At 70.7% G+C, this 17,335-nt stretch carries 17 protein-coding genes and 3 pseudogenes; 13 read left to right on the top strand and 7 right to left on the bottom strand.

Annotated elements, in window-relative coordinates; translation table 11 throughout:
* Positions 1-37 precede the first annotated feature (37 nt).
* From ACFY6U_RS12145 to ACFY6U_RS12085, 13 genes and pseudogenes are all read left to right on the top strand, one after another.
* Complete coding sequence (locus ACFY6U_RS12145) at positions 38-940, top strand: helix-turn-helix domain-containing protein (protein WP_390037216.1); 903 nt, start codon at positions 38-40, stop codon at positions 938-940.
* 175 nt (positions 941-1,115) lie between these two features.
* Positions 1,116-1,346, top strand: a pseudogene (locus ACFY6U_RS12140) (dioxygenase); the annotation flags it as partial.
* A gap of 55 nt (positions 1,347-1,401) precedes the next feature.
* On the top strand, positions 1,402-2,316 hold the full coding sequence (locus tag ACFY6U_RS12135; RefSeq protein ID WP_390037214.1) for a macro domain-containing protein: 915 nt from the start codon (positions 1,402-1,404) through the stop codon (positions 2,314-2,316).
* A 5-nt stretch (positions 2,317-2,321) separates the two neighbouring features.
* Positions 2,322-3,173 carry an NAD-dependent protein deacetylase of SIR2 family gene (locus ACFY6U_RS12130; RefSeq protein ID WP_390037212.1) on the top strand — a complete coding sequence of 284 codons (852 nt, stop codon included), beginning with the start codon at positions 2,322-2,324 and terminating at the stop codon, positions 3,171-3,173.
* A gap of 400 nt (positions 3,174-3,573) precedes the next feature.
* Positions 3,574-3,897 (top strand): hypothetical protein, encoded by a 324-nt coding sequence (locus ACFY6U_RS12125; protein ID WP_390037210.1) that lies wholly within the window; start codon positions 3,574-3,576, stop codon positions 3,895-3,897.
* 244 nt (positions 3,898-4,141) lie between these two features.
* Entirely contained in the window at positions 4,142-4,648 is a 507-nt protein-coding gene (locus tag ACFY6U_RS12120; RefSeq protein WP_390037208.1) for a MarR family winged helix-turn-helix transcriptional regulator, read from the top strand.
* A gap of 212 nt (positions 4,649-4,860) precedes the next feature.
* Entirely contained in the window at positions 4,861-5,679 is an 819-nt protein-coding gene (locus tag ACFY6U_RS12115) for an AraC family transcriptional regulator (RefSeq protein WP_390037206.1), read from the top strand.
* Between the two features lie 220 nt (positions 5,680-5,899).
* Entirely contained in the window at positions 5,900-6,568 is a 669-nt protein-coding gene (locus ACFY6U_RS12110; protein WP_390037204.1) for a hypothetical protein, read from the top strand.
* Between the two features lie 95 nt (positions 6,569-6,663).
* Positions 6,664-7,470 (top strand): IclR family transcriptional regulator, encoded by an 807-nt coding sequence (locus ACFY6U_RS12105; protein ID WP_390037202.1) that lies wholly within the window; start codon positions 6,664-6,666, stop codon positions 7,468-7,470.
* Between the two features lie 115 nt (positions 7,471-7,585).
* Positions 7,586-8,578, top strand: a complete 993-nt coding sequence (locus tag ACFY6U_RS12100) for a PDR/VanB family oxidoreductase (protein WP_390037639.1) — start codon at positions 7,586-7,588, stop codon at positions 8,576-8,578.
* A 29-nt stretch (positions 8,579-8,607) separates the two neighbouring features.
* Entirely contained in the window at positions 8,608-9,822 is a 1,215-nt protein-coding gene (locus ACFY6U_RS12095) for a cytochrome P450 (RefSeq protein WP_390037200.1), read from the top strand.
* A gap of 34 nt (positions 9,823-9,856) precedes the next feature.
* A complete protein-coding gene (locus tag ACFY6U_RS12090) occupies positions 9,857-10,942 on the top strand; it encodes an S-(hydroxymethyl)mycothiol dehydrogenase (protein ID WP_390037198.1) in 1,086 nt (361 codons plus the stop codon).
* Positions 10,939-11,103, top strand: a pseudogene (locus ACFY6U_RS12085) (MBL fold metallo-hydrolase); the annotation flags it as partial. The gene ACFY6U_RS12090 and the pseudogene ACFY6U_RS12085, both read left to right, overlap by 4 nt.
* Here ACFY6U_RS12085 and ACFY6U_RS12080 read toward each other — a convergent pair.
* The 7 genes and pseudogenes from ACFY6U_RS12080 to ACFY6U_RS12050 all read right to left on the bottom strand — a co-directional run.
* Positions 11,087-11,967 (bottom strand): annotated as a pseudogene (locus tag ACFY6U_RS12080) (maleylacetate reductase); the annotation flags it as partial. The pseudogenes ACFY6U_RS12085 and ACFY6U_RS12080 sit on opposite strands and share 17 nt — an antisense overlap.
* Before the next feature lie 49 nt (positions 11,968-12,016).
* Positions 12,017-12,739 carry a dioxygenase gene (locus tag ACFY6U_RS12075; RefSeq protein ID WP_390037637.1) on the bottom strand — a complete coding sequence of 241 codons (723 nt, stop codon included), beginning with the start codon at positions 12,737-12,739 and terminating at the stop codon, positions 12,017-12,019.
* 47 nt (positions 12,740-12,786) lie between these two features.
* Positions 12,787-14,406, bottom strand: a complete 1,620-nt coding sequence (locus tag ACFY6U_RS12070; RefSeq protein ID WP_390037196.1) for an MFS transporter — start codon at positions 14,404-14,406, stop codon at positions 12,787-12,789.
* Between the two features lie 12 nt (positions 14,407-14,418).
* Entirely contained in the window at positions 14,419-14,865 is a 447-nt protein-coding gene (locus ACFY6U_RS12065; RefSeq protein ID WP_390037192.1) for a hypothetical protein, read from the bottom strand.
* Positions 14,858-15,850, bottom strand: a complete 993-nt coding sequence (locus ACFY6U_RS12060) for an alpha/beta hydrolase fold domain-containing protein (protein WP_390037190.1) — start codon at positions 15,848-15,850, stop codon at positions 14,858-14,860. Before ACFY6U_RS12060 ends, ACFY6U_RS12065 begins: the two co-directional genes overlap by 8 nt.
* The gene (locus ACFY6U_RS12055) at positions 15,840-16,241 is read right to left on the bottom strand and encodes a metal-sulfur cluster assembly factor (RefSeq protein WP_390037188.1); all 402 of its coding nucleotides are present in this window, start codon (positions 16,239-16,241) and stop codon (positions 15,840-15,842) included. The genes ACFY6U_RS12060 and ACFY6U_RS12055 overlap by 11 nt, the downstream gene beginning before the upstream one ends.
* On the bottom strand, positions 16,241-17,317 hold the full coding sequence (locus tag ACFY6U_RS12050; RefSeq protein ID WP_390037186.1) for an amidohydrolase family protein: 1,077 nt from the start codon (positions 17,315-17,317) through the stop codon (positions 16,241-16,243). Before ACFY6U_RS12050 ends, ACFY6U_RS12055 begins: the two co-directional genes overlap by 1 nt.
* Between the last annotated feature and the right edge of the window lie 18 nt (positions 17,318-17,335).

The raw sequence follows: 17,335 nt of genomic DNA, 5'->3' as shown, positions 1-17,335 counted from the left end.
AAAGACGGACATGAGTACGGACTTGAGTGAGCTCTCCATGACGGCCTCGGATGTGGACGGCGCCGCTCGCACGGAGCATGGCCCGATCCCCGGGTTCGGTTTCAACCCGCGGACGGCCCCCGTCTCCGGCTTCGAGATCACCGACCTGGCCACCCTGCACGGCCGGATGGCCGACGGCAGCCTGGAGCGCGTCCACCGCGTCGACTTCCACACCGTCACCCTGATCACCGAGGGCAGCGGGGAGCACGCCGTCGACTTCGTGACGTATCCCTGCCGCCCCGGCACACTGCTGTGGATCCGGCCCGGCCAGGTCCAGCGCTTCGGGCGTCCCGGCGTCATGAACGGCACCCACCTGCTGTTCACCCCCGCCTTTCCACCCGGACTCGCGAGCACCGACCATCTGGTGCGCGAGTGGTACGGCCCCGTCTGCTGGCAGCTGGGCACGGGCCGCGACTACGCCACCGTGTCCGCCCTGCTGGGCCAGGTGCGGGCCGAGTTCACCCGCACCGACGGCGCGGTGTCGCGGGAGATCCTGCAACTGCTGATCGCCACCCTGCTGTTGCACATCGACCGGCTGCCACGGCCCGGTATGCACGATGCCCCGCACGCGGGCCTCGAGATCTACGCGCGCTTCCGCGCCGAGCTGGAGCGCTCCCACACCGTGACCCGGCGCGCCGAGGACTATGCCCGGCGCCTGGGCTACACCGTCAAGACCCTCACCCGCGCCTGCCTGGCCGTCACCGGACAGCCCGTCAAACAGGTCATCGACGCCCGGGTCGTCCTGGAGGCCCAGCGGCTGCTCGCGCACACCGACGAACCCGTGGCGGTGATCGCTCGCCGCCTCGGTTTCTCCGAACCCACCAACTTCGGCAAGTTCTTCACCCGGCACACCGGGACAAGGCCCGGCGACTTCCGCCGGACTCACCAGGGCTCGCAATGAACCCGAACACACCGCGCCCCAGAGCGTGTGCCGGACCCTGCAAGTCCGTTCCTGACCACCGTGAGTCCCCGGGGGACCTCGCCGGCCTGCCGCTTCGCACAGACCATCGACGACACGGACCAGATCTGGTTCCCGCACGTCAGTCGACGCGTCCGTCGCGCGAAGGAGTACCACCATGGCCGCCGTGTCCGCCGAGCGGATGCCCGCCCTCTATCTCAGCCACGGAGCCCCTGCCCTGGCTGACGACACGCTCTGGACGGGCCAGCTGGCTTCCTGGTCCGTCGATCTGCCCCGCCCCACGGCGGTCCTGATGGTCTCCGCCCACTGGGAGGAGGCCCCGCTGGCCCTCGGCGCGGCCCACGACGACCTGGCAGCCCAGCGCACCGTGATCGACGGCTTCTGGGGCGGCCTGTCGAAGCGCTCCGTCCAGTTCGCCTGAACCCTCATCTGTGATGATTCCGATGAAACTGGCCGACTATCGCGCGGCGATCGACCTGGACGAGCCCTTCCGCCCGGCCGCCGCACCGGTGGCGGACCGCGGGATGCTGCTGCACGCCCTGCTGGCGGACCTGGTCGCGGACGGCACAGTCGCCCGTCCCGGCCTGTGGGACGTCGACATCGAGCGGGCCGCGGGGGACCCGCTCCTGGCCCGTCGGCTGTTGGGCACCCTGCTCACCGTACGGCCACCGGGGAACTGGGTCCCGGAGGCCGTCGCCCGCGTCGACGCGATGCTGTCCGCCGAGGCCGCCGACCGCGCGTGCGTGGCGGCGAAGGACCTGCCCAGACTCACCGAGACCCACCCCCGCACCCGCTACCCCGCGGCCGACCGGACCGCCCTGTGGCAGGGCGACCTCACCACGCTCGCCGCCGACGCCGTCGTCAACGCCGCCAACGCGGCTCTGCTGGGCTGCTTCCGCCCCGGACACGCCTGCGTCGACAACGCCCTCCACACGGCGGCCGGCCCACGCCTGCGCGAGGACTGCTCCCGCATCATGGAACTCCAGGGCCACCCGGAACCGACCGGCGCCGCGAAGATCACCCGCGGCTACCATCTGCCCGCACGCCATGTCCTGCACACGGTGGGCCCCATCGTCGACGGCCCTCCCGGCCCGGACGACGCGGTGGCCCTCGCCGCCTCCTACCACTCCTGCCTGGACCTGGCGGCCGAAGCGGGAGCGCGGACCGTGGCCTTCTGCTCGATCTCCACCGGCGTCTTCGGCTATCCCAGGCTGCCGGCCGCCCGCGTGGCCCTGGAAGCCGTCGCCTCTTGGTTGGACGCCCGCCCCGGCGCCCTCGACCTCGTCGTTCTGGACGTCTATGGCACCGAGGACCACGCCGTGTACACCTCCGCGATCAACGAACCCCACGACTGGTGAACCCCATGTCCCACCACCCCATCGACCGCCTCGCCGACTGGTGGCGCGAGGCCGACCGGATCCTGATCGGGGCCGGCGCCGGCCTCAGCGCGGCAGCGGGCATCGACTACAACGACGCCGCCTCCTTCACCCGGGACTTCCCCGCCCTGGCGGCCCGCGGCTTCCGCACCCGCTACGAGATGATCGGCCGCCCCCTGCCACCGGAGCTGCACTGGGCCTACCTGGCGGCCAACGCCCGCACAGTCCGCTTCGACCCCCACCCGAACCCGCTCTACCAACAGTTGCGCGAACTCCTCGGAGACACCGACCACTTCGTGTGGACCTCGAACGTCGACGGCCTCTTCGCCCGCAACGGCTTCGCCCCGGAGCGGGTGTTCACACCGCAGGGCGACTACGCCTTCTACCAGTGCGCCACGCCGTGCACCCGCGAGGTGTGGGACTTCGAGCCGGTGGCGGAGAAGCTGGTCGCGGCCACCGACCCCACGACCGGAACCGTCACCGTGCGGACGGTGGTACCCCACTGCCCGAACTGCGGCGGTGAGGTTCAGCTCAACGTGCGCGTCAACGGCGCCTTCATCGAGGACCACTACCTGCCCACCGGGAGCGCACTGCTCGACTGGGTACAGGCCGAACGCGACTCCCGGCTCCTCGTTCTCGACCTGGGCACCGGCTACAACACGCCCACCGTCGTACGGCTGCCCATGGAACACCACACCCGCATGCGTGCGAGCACCCGCCTGGTCCGCGTCAACCCCGAACATCCCGAGGTTCCCGACGCGCTCGGCCACCGTGCGCTCGCGGTCCCGTTGGACGCGGCCGATGTCCTTGACGCCCTCGTCGTCACGGTCCCCAAATGACCATGACCGGTCCGCACTTCACCTCGTCGGTGGTGAAGCGAGCCACAAGGCTGGGTGAGCGAGAGGCCGCACCCCCCAGCCTGGCGGCCCCACCACAAGGAGCACTTTGGCATGACCAGCCACTTGCGTAGGCGACAGATCAACACGCTGCTGGCCGGATTGGGCGTGTCTCTCGCGGCGAGCGGCACCGCCAGTGCGGCCACGCCGTCATCGGCGCGCGCCACACGGTCCGAGAGCGACCGGCTGGCGGCGCTGTACCAGCAGGCAAGGAAGGAACACGGCACCCTCAAAATCTACGCGGGCGGGGACGCGCTGCGGGGACAGGACCGGATCGCGCAGGCCTTCGAACAACGCTTCCCCGGCCTCGACATCGATATCAAAGTGGACCTGAGCAAGGACCTTGTCCCGCGCATCGACCTCGAACTGGTCCGCGGCCATCCTCAAGGACGCCAAGCACCCGGCGGGCGCCAGGCTGTACCTGAGCTGGCTGACCTCCAAGGAGTACCAGGAGTCGATGGTCTCCCAGTTCTCCGTCCGCTCCGACGTCCGTCCCAAGGAGGGCTGGGGCACCGTCTTCGACTACCCCGACACCGATCCGACCGCGTTCTCCAGGTGGCTGCGCGACCGCGCGGCCGTGGAGGAGTTCCGCAACCAGATCACCTTCTGCATCGGCGCCCCGAAAGGCGAATCACCCACCGAGGACGCGTTTCCCGACCGCCCATGACGGCACGGCTACCCCGATCCCGGTGGGCCAGGGCGAGAGCTGTCACACGCGGGGAAGCCCGCTGACCCGTTCACGGGCTGTCACACCGAGCCGAGTCCCTCACCGATCCGCGGACCTGGGTGCGGACTGTGGTGGCGGCGCTGGTGATCACGGCATCTCCTGTGACGGGCGGTTTATTCAAATGTGAACTCGCCATAGGACGGTAGGCTTGAGTTCCAATTTGAACAGCCTGGAGGGCTGTGACGTGGGTCATACGCGTTGGCTGAATGACGGCGAGAAGCGTGCCTGGACGGCCTTCACCACCGCGCACGCGCTGCTGTACCGGCGGTTGGAGCAGCGGCTCAAGCGGGATCACGGGCTGTCGGGCCTGCAGTATGAGATCCTCGCCCGGCTCAGCGGGGCACCGGAGCGGGAGATGCGGATGGCCGAGCTGGCGGGCGCCCTGGTCAACTCCAAGAGCGGGCTGACCTATCAGATCGGGCAGATGGAGAAGTCCGGGCTGGTGCGCCGACGAACCTGTCCCAGTGACGAGCGTGCGGTCTACGCCGTCCTCGCCGAGGAGGGCATGGCCCTGCTGGAGCGGGCGGCGCCCGACCATGTGGGGCTGGTTCGGGAGCTGCTCTTCGACGCGCTCACGCCCGACCAGGTACGCGCGCTCGCCGACGGCCTCGGCGAAGCGAGCCGCCCCACGGCCGGCGAGACCGCATGCCCGGGGTCTGGTCCCGAAGCCGCCGCCGACCTCAGTGCGTGAGGGGGCACCTTTCCGTGAGTTCACAGAAGTCGGCCCCGATCGACCCGGCAGGCGTCCTCGCATCGCCGGGTTCCAGAGGCGGGGATGCGCCCCAGGCGGCGAGGCGAAAGCCACCCCGGTTCCGGCTGCGGCCAGGGAGCTCAAGTGACCTGCCGGTACGCGGCCTTCCGGACGGTGGCTCGCCACTCGACATGGTGAGGATCCGGTCCGGCGTGATCGAGGACGAGACCGGTTGCCGGATGGAGCAGCGCCAGGACTTCCACACCCTGTTCTGGCTCCGGTCCGGCACCGGCCGGCAGATCATCGACGGGAAGCCGCTGGAGGTTGGATCCCCGACGCTGACGCTGGTCGGCCGTGGCCAGGTGTACCGGTACGAGAACATGCGCGACGTCGACGGCGCGATCATCAGCTTCGGCGACGACCTGCTGTACGAGGGCTCCGCGGTGCGGGTGAACCCGGTGTGGCTTGTCGGGCGCTACGGTGCGCAGTCGGTGAGCGTGCCGGCCGAAGACGCGGCGCGGATGGACCGGCTGGTCGACATCCTGGCGGCCGAGGCCCAGCGCCCGCCGGACGCGCTGAGCGCGGAGGCGCAGAGGCACCTGCTGCTCACGCTGCTGTTGTGGATCCAGCGCTACTGCGACGATGCCCGCGCCGGCGAGGCGTTGAGCGAGGACGGTGACGCCTGGCTGCATCGCCGCTTCGTGGAACTGCTGGAGCGCGACTTCGCCCGCCGCCACGACGTGGACCACTACGCGGACACGCTGCGCGTGCCGGCCCCGCTGCTGGCCCGCGCGCTGTCCAACAGCGCCGGGCGCCCGACGAAGGCGCTGATCATGGACCGGGTCATGCTCGAAGCGTCGCGACTGCTGCGGTTCACCGATCTGCAGATCGGAGAGATCGCGTCCCGGGTCGGCCTGCGCAACCAGTTCTACTTCTCGCGCGCCTTCAAACAGCGGTATGGCGAGTCACCACAGGCCTACCGCACGCGCGTACGCGACGGCTCCCCCTCCCCGGAGACCGAGGCCGAATGACGCCCGGCGCTGCCGACCCCTCGAAAAGGTGCATGGATCCGGTGAATTCCGTCATGGCCTGATCCACTCCGGCTGGCCAGGCTACTTACGTGAGCTCGCGGCCGGGTGGAGGACGCACGGGGACCCATTCGGGCGCGGGCCGAAGACCTGCCGCCGGGCGGAAGGCCCAGGCGGCGTCTCTTCCACTCGACTTGGCTTCCTGAGCGAACCGGAGAAGGACATGGAACTGTTGAATCGGCGGAGTCTCCTCGCCGCCGCTGCGGTCGGTGTGCCGCTGGCTGTGGCCCCCGGACTGGTGACGCCCGCGTCGGCGTCACCCCGGTCGCCGCGCTACGACCACAGATACGAGCTGCAGAAAGACAACTGCATCCACTTCCACATCGCTGACTTCGTCGCCTGGAACAACCGCAAGTGGGACATGCAGGCGTACTACCACGCGTCCGATGTCTACGTGGAGATGTACGGCAAGGCGACCTACACGATCGACGAACACATCGCCGCGATGAAGGACATCCTCGTCACATACCCTGAGGCCCGGATCGTGCAGCACTACCCCAGCGTCGCGCAGGGCGACTGGACCGCCACCATCGGCCACTACAACCTCGAAGGGGTCAACGTCTGCACCGTTGCCCGCCACCAAAGAGGGCAGATGGTCGAGGAGTACCTGTTCACGCGGCTGCTCGCCGATGACGAGCCCGACCCGTACGCCAAGGACGAGATCCTGGTGAGCATCACCAGTCCCGACAGTCAGATGCTTCAGGTGGCCGCGGACATTCGGCCCGGCTGGAACGTGACCATCCGCGGCACCCAGCTGGCCAAGCGGTCGGCCACCTTCACCAGGCGCGAGGGCGGCAAGGTCGTCGAACAGCTCCGGTTCGCCGCGGTCTAGGACCGCGCCCGGAACGGGGGCACCCCGCCCGTCAGCGGATGAACGGGCGGGGTGCCCCCTCTTGACCTGCCTGGAAAGGATCCGATGATGGCGAGGTGAGGACACAGAACGGCGAGTCGGTTCTCGCGAAGGTCGTGCGGATCTTCGAGGTGTTCACCCCGGAGGAGTCGGCCCTGACCGTCTCGGAGATCTCCCGGCGTACGGGGCTGCACGTGGCGACCGCGTCACGGCTGGTGGCCGAGCTGGCCTCGTACGGGCTCCTGACCCGGGACGCGGACCGCCGGGTGCGTGTCGGCACGCGCCTGTGGGAGCTGGCGACCCGGGCCTCGCCCACGCTGTCGCTGCGGAACGCGGCGCTGCCGTTCATGGAGGGCGTCCACGACGTCGTGGGCCATCATGTGCAGCTCGGTGTGCTGGACGGCGACGAGGTGCTGTTCCTGGAGCGGCTGACAGCACCGGGAGCCGTCATCAACTACACCCGCATCGCCGGCCGCCTTCCCCTGCACGCCTCCTCCGGCGGTCTGGTCCTTCTCGCCCACGGCCCCGCCGACCTGCGGAAGCGGGTGCTCGACGGGCCCCTCCAGGGCTACACCCCGAGCACTCCTGCCACCGCCGCGCGGCTGCGGGCGGTGCTTGCCGAGGTGCGGCGGCAGGGCTACGCATACTGCCCGGGATTCGTGCACCCGGACGCCCTGGGCGTCGCGGCGCCGGTGCGCGACGCGCGCGGTGAGGTGGTGGCCGCGCTGGCGGTGATCGTTCCCAACGAGGCGGGGGCCTCGTCCGTCGTGACCGTGGTGCGGACCGCGGCACGCGGTGTCTCCCGTGCGCTCGGGGCCCCGGATGCTCCGGGGCGGGGCCGAGAGCCGGGTGACCCACGTGACGGCAGTGCAACGGCCGGATGACAGCCGGCGGAAGTTCGTCTCTCACTGATTGAGAATGCCGTCGCGACCGCCCCATGCCGCCGCGCATCCTGCCTGCAACTCAACGACGGGAGGCGACAACGTGGTCGGAACCAGCGTGGTTGCGGATGCCGGATCCGGCGTCGGTCCGGGACGGTCGGCGCCGAGAAACGCGGCGACACTGACGGTCTCCGTGAAAGAGGACGTCGCCGAGGGAGTCGTCTCGCTCACCCTCGCCCACCCGGACGGTGCCCGGCTGCCGGACTGGACGCCGGGTTCCCACATCGATCTGGTACTGCCGGACGGGACGACCCGCCAGTACTCCCTGTGCGGCGACCGATGGGACGCGCACACCTACCGCGTCGCCGTGCTGAGGGAGCCGGCCGGCCGGGGAGGATCCGCCTATGTGCACGACGAGTTGAGGCCGGGCGACCTCATCGGGGTCGGCGGCCCGCGCAACCACTTCCCCCTCGTACCGGCCGAGAAGTACCTCTTCATCGCCGGAGGCATCGGCATCACCCCCCTGCTGCCCATGGTCCATCAGGCCGAACTCCTCGGCGCGGACTGGCAATTGGTGTACGGCGGCCGGACCCGGGCGTCGATGGCCTACCGCGAGGAGCTGACGCGGGCCTACGGTGACCGGGTGCACGTCGTCCCGCAGGACGAGCTCGGACTGCTGGACCTCGCCACCTGGCTGGGCACCCCGTGTCCCGACACCAAGGTGTACTGCTGCGGCCCGGCCCCGCTGCTTGCCGCCGTCGAAGCGGCCTGCGCCGCTTGGCCGCCGAACGCCCTGCGCACCGAGCGCTTTACCGCCGGCGCTCACACGCCGCCGGTGCGGGACACGCCGTTCGAGGTCGAACTGCGCCGCACGGGACGCACCGTCACGGTCACCCCGGACATGTCCGTGCTGGAGGCGGTGCGCCGTGCCGGCGCGGACGTGCTGTCCTCCTGCGAGCAGGGCACCTGCGGCACGTGCCTGACTCCGGTGCTGCAGGGACAGCCGGACCATCGGGACTCGGTCCTCGCCGACCACGAACGGGCCGCGAACGACTGCATGTTCCTCTGTGTGTCGCGCTCGTGCGGCGACCGTCTCGTCCTCGACCTCTGAGACCTCTTCATCTGCCCCAAGGAGCCGCCATGACCGAGGCACTGGAGCGTGCCGTAGTGCCGCCCGTGAGCGATGCCGACCCCTTCGCCCACGAGGCCCTGCTGGACCCCGAGCCGCTGCACCGGGCCGTGCGCGAGGCCGGACCCGTTGTGTATCTGTCCCGCTACGACGTTCACGCGCTCGCCCGCTACGAGCAGGTGCACACCGCGCTGGTGGACTGGCAGCACTTCGAGTCGGGATCGGGCGTCGGCCTGGCCAACTTCCGGCACGAGAAGCCCTGGCGCCCACCGAGCCTGCTGCTGGAGGCCGACCCGCCCCGGCACGACGCCCCGCGTCGGGTGCTGCGCGAGATCCTCGCCCCGCCCGCGCTGCGCCGCCTGCGGGAGGCGTGGGCCGAGACCGCTGAGGAACTCGTCGGTCAAGTCCTCACCAAGAGCACCGAGTTCGACGGGTTCACGGCGCTGGCGGAGGCGTTTCCGCTACGGGCTTTCCCGGACGCGGTGGGCCTCGGCCCGGACGGACGGCAGAACCTGCTGCCGTACGGCAACATGGCCTTCAACGCCTTCGGCCCGCGCAATGACCTCGTCGCGGCGGATGCCCACCGAGTGGCCGAGCTGTCGGCATGGGTGAACGCCCAGTGCACCCGGGAGGCGCTGAGCGGGGACGGCTTCGGCGCGCGGATCTGGGCCGCCGCCGATCGTGGCGATCTGACGTACGAACAGGCGCCTTTGGTGGTGCGTTCCCTGCTCACCGCCGGCGTCGACACCACCGTGCACGGCCTGGCGGCCTGCCTGTACGCCTTCGCCACCCACCCCGAGGAGTGGCAGCGGCTGAGGGAGCGGCCGGAGTTGGCGCGGGCCGCGTTCGACGAGGCGGTCCGCTGGCAGTCGCCGGTGCAGACCTTCTTCCGTACCGTCACCACCGACGTCACCATCGCCGGCACGCTCATCCCCGCCGACACGAAGATCCTCATGTTCCTCGGCGCCGCCAACCGCGATCCGGACCGCTGGCACGACCCCGACCGCTTCGACCTCACCCGGGACCCCTCCGGCCACGTCGGCTTCGGCATGGGCATCCACCAGTGCATCGGCCAGCACGTGGCCCGCCTGGAGGCGGAGGCGCTGCTGACCGCCCTGGCCCGCCGCGTCGAGCGGATCGAACTGACCGCCACACCGGTCCGCCATCCCAACAACACCCTGCGCTCGTGGGCCTCGCTGCCCGTGCGCGTCCAGCCCGCCACCTGAACGACCGTCGCTTTGGAAAGTGAAGGAACCAACAATGTCCCAGCAGGTACGAGGCGTCGTCGCGCGGGCGAAGGGCGAGCCGGTCGGCATCGAGACGATCGTGATCCCCGACCCTGGTCCGGGCGAGGCCGTGGTGAAGATCCAGGCATGCGGGGTGTGCCATACCGACCTGCACTACAAGCAGGGCGGGATCAGCGACGAGTTCCCGTTCCTGCTCGGCCACGAGGCGGCCGGTGTCGTGGAGTCGGTCGGTGAGGGTGTCACGGACGTGGCGCCCGGCGACTTCGTGATCCTCAACTGGCGTGCGGTGTGCGGGCAGTGCCGGGCCTGTCTGCGCGGTCGGCCCTGGTACTGCTTCAACACGCACAATGCGAAGCAGAAGATGACCCTCACCGACGGCAATGAACTGTCGCCCGCCCTGGGCATCGGCGCCTTCGCCGAGAAGACCCTGGTCGCGGCCGGACAGTGCACCAAGGTCGCCCCGGCCTCGTCACCAGCCGCTGCGGGACTGCTGGGCTGCGGCGTGATGGCGGGCATCGGCGCCGCGGTCAACACCGGCAACGTCGGCCGCGGCGACTCCGTGGCCGTCATCGGCTGCGGTGGCGTCGGCGACGCGGCGGTGGTCGGGTCCCGGCTGGCGGGCGCCGCGAAGATCATCGCCGTGGACATCGACGACGCCAAGCTGGACACCGCCAAGAAGCTGGGCGCGACCCACACCGTCAACTCCGGCAACACCGACCCGGTCGAGTCGATCCGCGAGCTGACCGGCGGCTTCGGCGCGGACGTGGTCATCGAGGCGGTCGGCCGCCCGGAGACCTACCGGCAGGCGTTCTACGCCCGCGACCTGGCAGGCACGGTCGTCCTCGTCGGCGTGCCGACTCCGGAGATGAAGCTGGAGCTACCGCTGCTGGACGTCTTCGGCCGCGGTGGGGCGTTGAAGTCGTCCTGGTACGGTGACTGCCTGCCTTCCCGCGACTTCCCGATGCTCATCGATCTGTATCTCCAGGGCCGCCTGGACCTCGACGCGTTCGTCAGCGAGACGATCGCCCTGGACGGGGTCGAGGACGCCTTCGCCCGGATGCACAAGGGTGAGGTGCTGCGCTCGGTGGTCGTGCTGTGACGGTCGCCCGCACCGAGCACCTGGTCACGTCCGGCACCTTCAGCCTGGACGGCGGCACCTGGGACGTCGACAACAACGTGTGGATCGTGGGCGACGACGACGAGGTGGTCGTCATCGACGCCGCGCACGACGCCGACGCCATCGGCGCAGCCGTTGCAGGCCATCCATGGCCGACGCGGTACCGAACGCCGCCGCGATCCGGCGCTCGGCCTCAGGGGCGGCGGGCGCGTTGAACGCGACTACGTACGGCAGCACGACCGCGTGCGTCTGGGCGTGCGGCAGGTCGTACCGGCCCCCCAGCACATGACAGATCTTGTGGTGCAGGCCCGAACCCGCCGAGGAGAACGCCACCGCCGGCAGGTAGGCCCCGTACAGGACCTGCTCACGGCCCTCCAGCCCGGCCGGGTCGGCCACCACGGCCGGCAGCCCGGCCGCCAACGCGCGGATGCCCTCGCCTGCCAGCACCTGGTCCACCGGATCGGTGCGCGGCGCCCACATGGAGTCCACGCAGTGGGCGAGTGCGTTCAGTCCCGAAGCGACACTCGTCGCCACCGGCAACGACGACGTGAGTGTGGCGTCGTAGACGATCGGCCGAGGCAGAACCCGCGCGTCCACGCCCGTGGTCTTGCACGCTCCCTCGGTCCGCCCCCGGACGCTCGTGGCTTCCGACCCCGCGTAGGTCGTGGGAACGGCCACGATGGGGATTCCGCTGGTCAGCGCGACGGCCTTCGCCAGGCCGGTGGTGGAGCCACCACCGACGCTGACCAGGAGATCCACCTCGTGCGCGGCGGCTGCGGCGCGGGCCCGCTCCGCCGACGCGACCGGAACGTGCATCACCACCTCGTCGTGGCGCAGGACGACCGGCACGTCGGTGGTGACCTTCTCGGCCAGGTCGGACTCGGCTGCGGACGCGATCACCATCACCCGCGAGCCACCGAGCCGTTCCACTTCGGCGCGCACCGCCGCCGTGGCTTCGCCGGATGCCAGCACACCCGTTGCGGCAGGGTCTCATGCTCGAAACGCACTCGCTTTTCCTTGTTCGTGACAGAAGGCATCCGGTATCGGCGGCAGTCGTCATGACCGCCGCGGGGCGAGCACGATGTCGAACCGCACGCGGGACCAGCTCTGCCCGGACAGGTCGCGCCCGTCGGGGGTGGGGGTGCCGCCCGGATGCCGTTCGAATCGCTTGACGAGGGAGTCCTTGACACCGAACACGGCGTCGGAGTCCAGCAGGTGGTCGCCGTCGACGAAGATGTGGGTGACGAGGGTGCGCAGGCCGGGTCCGGTGGCCATGAAGCGCAGGTCGGAAGCGCGCAGCGGCGAGCGTCCGGTCTCGTCGAGCAGGGCTCCCACAGGCCCGTCGTGCGGGATCGGGTACGGCGTGGGAGTGAGCTCCCAGAAGGCGTAGTCACCCTGGTCATCGGTGAACAGGCAGGCCCGGCCGGCGAGTTGGCCGTGGTCGTACTGCACGTCGCCGCCGATGGGGATCTCGGGGGAGCCTTCGACGAAGAACGGGCCGACCACGGTGGCCTCGGTGGCACCTGCGGTGGCCTCGTGATTGACGTTGATGGTCTGCATGGAGGCACCGAGGACGTCCGAGAGCAGGACGAATTCCTGGCGGCGGTCGGTGGTGATGTGTCCGGCTGCGGTGAGGAAGTCGATGGCGTGCTGCCATTCGGCTTCGGTCAGGCGGACCTCGCGGATGAAGCCGTGCACGTGCCGCACCAGGGCCTGCATCACTTCCCTGAGCCGGGGATCGGGCGTGTTCTCGAATGACGCGAGCACCGTGCGGACCAGCTCGTCCTCGACCTGACGCTACCGATCGGACACTGGGGGAGTGGTGGTCATGCTTCGGTTCCTCCTGAGGGCGGCGCGGTTGCCGGATTCCTCTCGGCCTGTCGTCGCGGGGACGTCACAGGGAGGGCAGGGGTGGCTCGGTCGGTGGCGCGGGTAGCCCGCATTCCCACGGCGACTACGACGGTGAGCACCAGCAGAACGCCTGCGGTGACGCGGTAGCCCACGGCGACGGCATGGGCGAAGGCCTCCGCGACGGCGGTCCGGGCCTGGGTTCCCGTCCGCGCGGCGGCGGCGAAGGCCTCGGTCGGCGTCGTTCCGGCGGCGCCGATCGACGGCGGGAGGCGGGAGGAGAAGCCGGTGGCGATGGCCGTGCCGACCACGGCGACGCCGAGCGCGCTGCCGAACTCCCGGGCGGCGCTGTTGAGTCCCGACCCGACGCCCACCCGGTGCGGCGGTAGTCCGCTGACGACGGCGTGCGAGAGTGCGGGCAGCGCCAGGCCATTGCCGAGCGCCGTGACCAGCGTGTACGCGGTGAGCAGGGGGAAGGGTGTGGTGACGGTCGCCGTGGACAGTACGAGCAGCCCGGCGCCGACGAGCAGCAGTCCCGTGGGCACGGTCCACCGGGCGCCCCAGCGGTCGGTCCACCGCAGGCCGATCCGGGTCGCCACGACGATTCCCGCCGCCAGGGGCAGCCCGCCCAGTCCCGCCTGGAGCGGGGTGAAGCCCTTGGCGTACTGGAGGAACTGGGCGTGGACGAAGAAGAGGGCGAACATGCCGAAGAAGACGGCGGCCACGCCGATGGTTCCCGAACGCACCGGACGCACGCGAAAGAGGCGGGGATCCAGGATGGGCTGCTCCGTGTGCAGCTCCGTCAGGACGAAGCCGGTCAGCACGACGGCGGCCACACCGAAGGCACCGAGGACGCCCACCGACGTCCAGCCGCGGGCCGGGCCCTCGATGATGCCGAACAGCAGGGCGACACACCCCGTGACCAGCAGGGCCGAGCCCGGAGCGTGGAGTCCGGTCGGAGTGCGGGCGGGGCGCGGCGCGACGTACGCCGCGCAGACCAGCAACATGAGGGCTATCGGTACGTAGACCCAGAAGAGCGCACGCCAGGGAAGGTACTGCAGGATCAGTGCGCCGCCCGCGTTGCCCAGCACGCCGCCCACCGGCTGCGAGGCGCCCCAGATCGCGACGGCGGTGGCACGCCGCCCGGCAGGGATGCCGTGCAGCAGCAGGGACATGGAGGCCGGCATGAGCAGCGCCGCGCCGAGCCCGGCAAGCGCCCGGCCGGTGAGCAACAGGGCCACGCTCGGAGCGAGTGCGGACGCGACGGCGCCCGCGGCGAACAGCCCCAGACCGCACAGGAGGGCGCTCTTGCGGCCGAGACGGTCGCCCAATGCCCCGGCGGGGACCAGCAGAGCCGCGAAGACGATGACGTAGGAGTCGACGATCCACAGCAGCTGGGTGGGCGACGGGTGCAGGTCGCTCGCCGACAACTTGGGTATCGCGAGGTTGATGGCGGCGACCAGCGACTGGACGCACATCACGGCGCCGCACATCACCAGGAGTACGCCCCGCGTCCGGCGAGGGGACACGCCGGGGGCGGAGGGCCCTGTGGGGTCGGCGGCCGCCTCTTGTCCGTCGGGCGCGGGGACCTTGGTCACGGTGACGACCGCTTATCCGAGGCTGCGCCGGGTTCGCCGCCCGTCGTTGACGACGACCGCGAGCAGGCCGCCGGCGAGGGCGAGGTTCTTGAGGAAGTCGCCCTGCTGGCGGGCGCGTTGAGGGCCGTCGGGCTGGGTCCAGAAGGGGAAGGCCGCGAGGGTCGTGGGCACCAGCGAACCGGCGAGCGCCGTCGCGCAGGCCGCGGGGGCGATGCCGGCCGCCAGCGCGGCTCCGGCGGTCAGGTGGACGGCCGCGTTGGTGCGGACCAGCTGGCGGTCGGAGAACCGGTCCAGGAGCGGCACCGCACGGCGGCACCGCTTCAGGAAGGTCGCCGCCCCCTGCGCGGGGCCGTCCGGGTGCCGCCACACGTGGCGGCCTCCGGAGACGAAGACGGCGGCGAGGGCGAAGCGGGAGAGGGCGCGGCCGACGTCGTCGTAGCGCGGTGGTGTTTCAGGCATTCCAGGGGTCCATTCGCAGGTGGTGGTCGAAGAAGCGCTCGATCAGTGCCGGGGTCAGCAGCACGGAACCTTCGACGTCCGGGGCGCGTGAGGAGTGCACGGTGGCCGTCATGGGGTGCAGTTCCCAGTCGCCCGTGTTGAGGAAGCCGTGGTCGGCGCCGTGCACCAGCAGCAGATGGGACTCGGCGCCCACGGCGAGCAGCGCGTCGTGGAGCCGGCGGCTCTGGGCCGGGCCGACGAGGAGGTCGGCGTCGCCGTGCAGCAGGAGCACGGGCGGCACACGCTGATGGGCCTGCCGGGCCGGGCTGGCCTCCACGGCGGTGGCGGCCCGGTCCGACGGGCGCCCGCCCAGGAGGCCCCAGGCCGGGTCGGAGGGATCGACGCCCAGCACTCCGCCGGGCAGGGCGTCGTCGTTGAGGTGCAGCAGATCTGTCGGGGGATAGCCCGCCACCACGGCTCGTACGCCCGGAAACGGAACGGAGCCGTCGGCCGTGAACGCCGCCAGCAGCGCCAGGTGCGCGCCGGCGGAGCTGCCCCACAGCCCGACCGACGCCATGTCCAGGCCATGGATGTCCGCGATGTCGTGCAGGTGGCGCAACGCGGCGATGACGTCGTGCAGTTGGGCCGGCCAGACGGCGGCCTCGGAGGACCGGTACTCGATGTCCGCCATGGCGTATCCGCGTTCGGCGAAGAGCCGGGTCAACCGCGGCCCGTAGCCGCGCCGTTGCATGCGCCAGCCGCCTCCCGCGAGCCACACGATCACGGGGACGGGGGCCGGTGCGGACTGCGGCAGGTACAGGTCCATGCGCAGATCCGTGGTGTCGGGCGGTGTGCTGAACACGAGGTTGCGCACCACCCGGACGTCAGCCGGGTCGATCCTCTCGGGCGGCTGCGGTGCCCGGCTGAGTCCCTCCATGAAACGGCCCATGACGTCGGCGTTGTTCGCCCGTACGGCCGTGAGGTCGGAGGCCGTCTCACTGGTCACCGGCTCGTCCCCTCGCGGTCACGGCCAGGAGCGGGAGTGTGCGACGCCTGCTTGCGCGGTGTTCGGCGAGCCGCCGCTGGTAGTGCGGGTCCAGCATGTCAGGCGTCCACTCCATGTCGTGGTCCAGCGTGACGTCGACCGCGGTGACACCTGGCAGCTCGGCGAGGCGCTCCCTGGCCGAGTTGGCGAAGGAGCCCAGCAGCATGCAGGTGGGATCGGTGAGCCCGAACTTCACGCTGACCTGCTGACCACCCGCGCCGTCGTCATGGATCTGGATGTCACTGATCAGGCCCATGTCGTCCATACCGGCCGGGACACCCGCGGTGATGCTGCACGGGTCGACGATCCCGTTGAGCACCTCCCGGACCCGCGCCTCGGTGACGCCGCTCATCACGCCGCCGCCACCGGCTCGGGCTCGACCCTGCCGCCCCATGGAGCCGCCAGTTCGTCGGTGTCGAACTCGTCGCCGGCGATCGTGGCCCGCAGCTTGTCCTCGTCGATGCCATGCAGGCGCAGGAAGTTGCGGCCGAGGATGTCCTTCTTGGCTTCCTTGGTCAGCGGCTCCACGCCGCGTTCCTCGATCAGGTCCTGCGGTGTCTCGAGATCCCAGAAGGCCTCGATCAGCGGGCGCGGATGGGCCGCGATGACTCCGGTGCCCCAGATGACGCGCCGGGCGCCGCCGGGCACCGCGAGGAAGGCGCCCATCGCCTCGGCGAACCGGCGCGGCGCGGTGCGCGCCAGCGCGGAGGTCACCTCCAGGTTGACCACCACGTTCGGGGCGCACTCCATCAGCATCGCCGTCTCCTCGACGAACGCCAGCCCGCCGTGCACCACCTCGAAGGTCAGGTCGGGAAACGCCGCCGCGGCCCCCTCGATGTCGTCGATCCGCAGCGCGTGGGCCGGCCCGGGCCCGACCGGGAGCGCCTTGTGGATCCCCACGACCTTGAGCCCGCGCTCCCGGGCCCGCTCGAACACCGGGAAGCACACCTCCGGATCACTCATGTCCAGCGAGGTGACCCGGCCCTCGACCAGGTCGATCGGGTACAGCTTGAGAGCGTTCACCTTGTGCTCGTCGACCAGTTCGTCGACCCTGTCCTCCGCACCCGGCCGCAGCGGGGACACCGCTCCGTAGACCAGCACCCTGTTCGGCCAGAGCTCTCGCATCTCCAGGCCGGTGGACAGCGCGGAGCCGCCGTCGCGGAAGTGTCCGTAGATCGGTGTCTCGTGGTAGACGATGACGTCGGACTGGCTCTCCGCCAGGATCGACCGTCCGATGGTCTCGGCGCCCGCGCCGTGGTCCAGGTACAGCGACTTCTGGATGGCGTAGCCGGGCCCGCCGAACTTCTGGTGCTGGTGGTACATGTGCTCGCCGATCGCGCGGCCGAAGGCCGGATTGACGCAGTTCTCGGGCAGGAAGTTGTAGTCGTGGGCCACGCCCTCGACCACCAGGGTGTTTTCGATCATCATCTGCTCCTTGTGCTGATG

The sequence above is a fragment of the Streptomyces sp. NPDC013157 genome, from assembly GCF_042899865.1.
Classification (GTDB): Bacteria; Actinomycetota; Actinomycetes; order Streptomycetales; family Streptomycetaceae; genus Streptomyces.
This window is presented reverse-complemented; position numbering and strand designations above follow the sequence as displayed.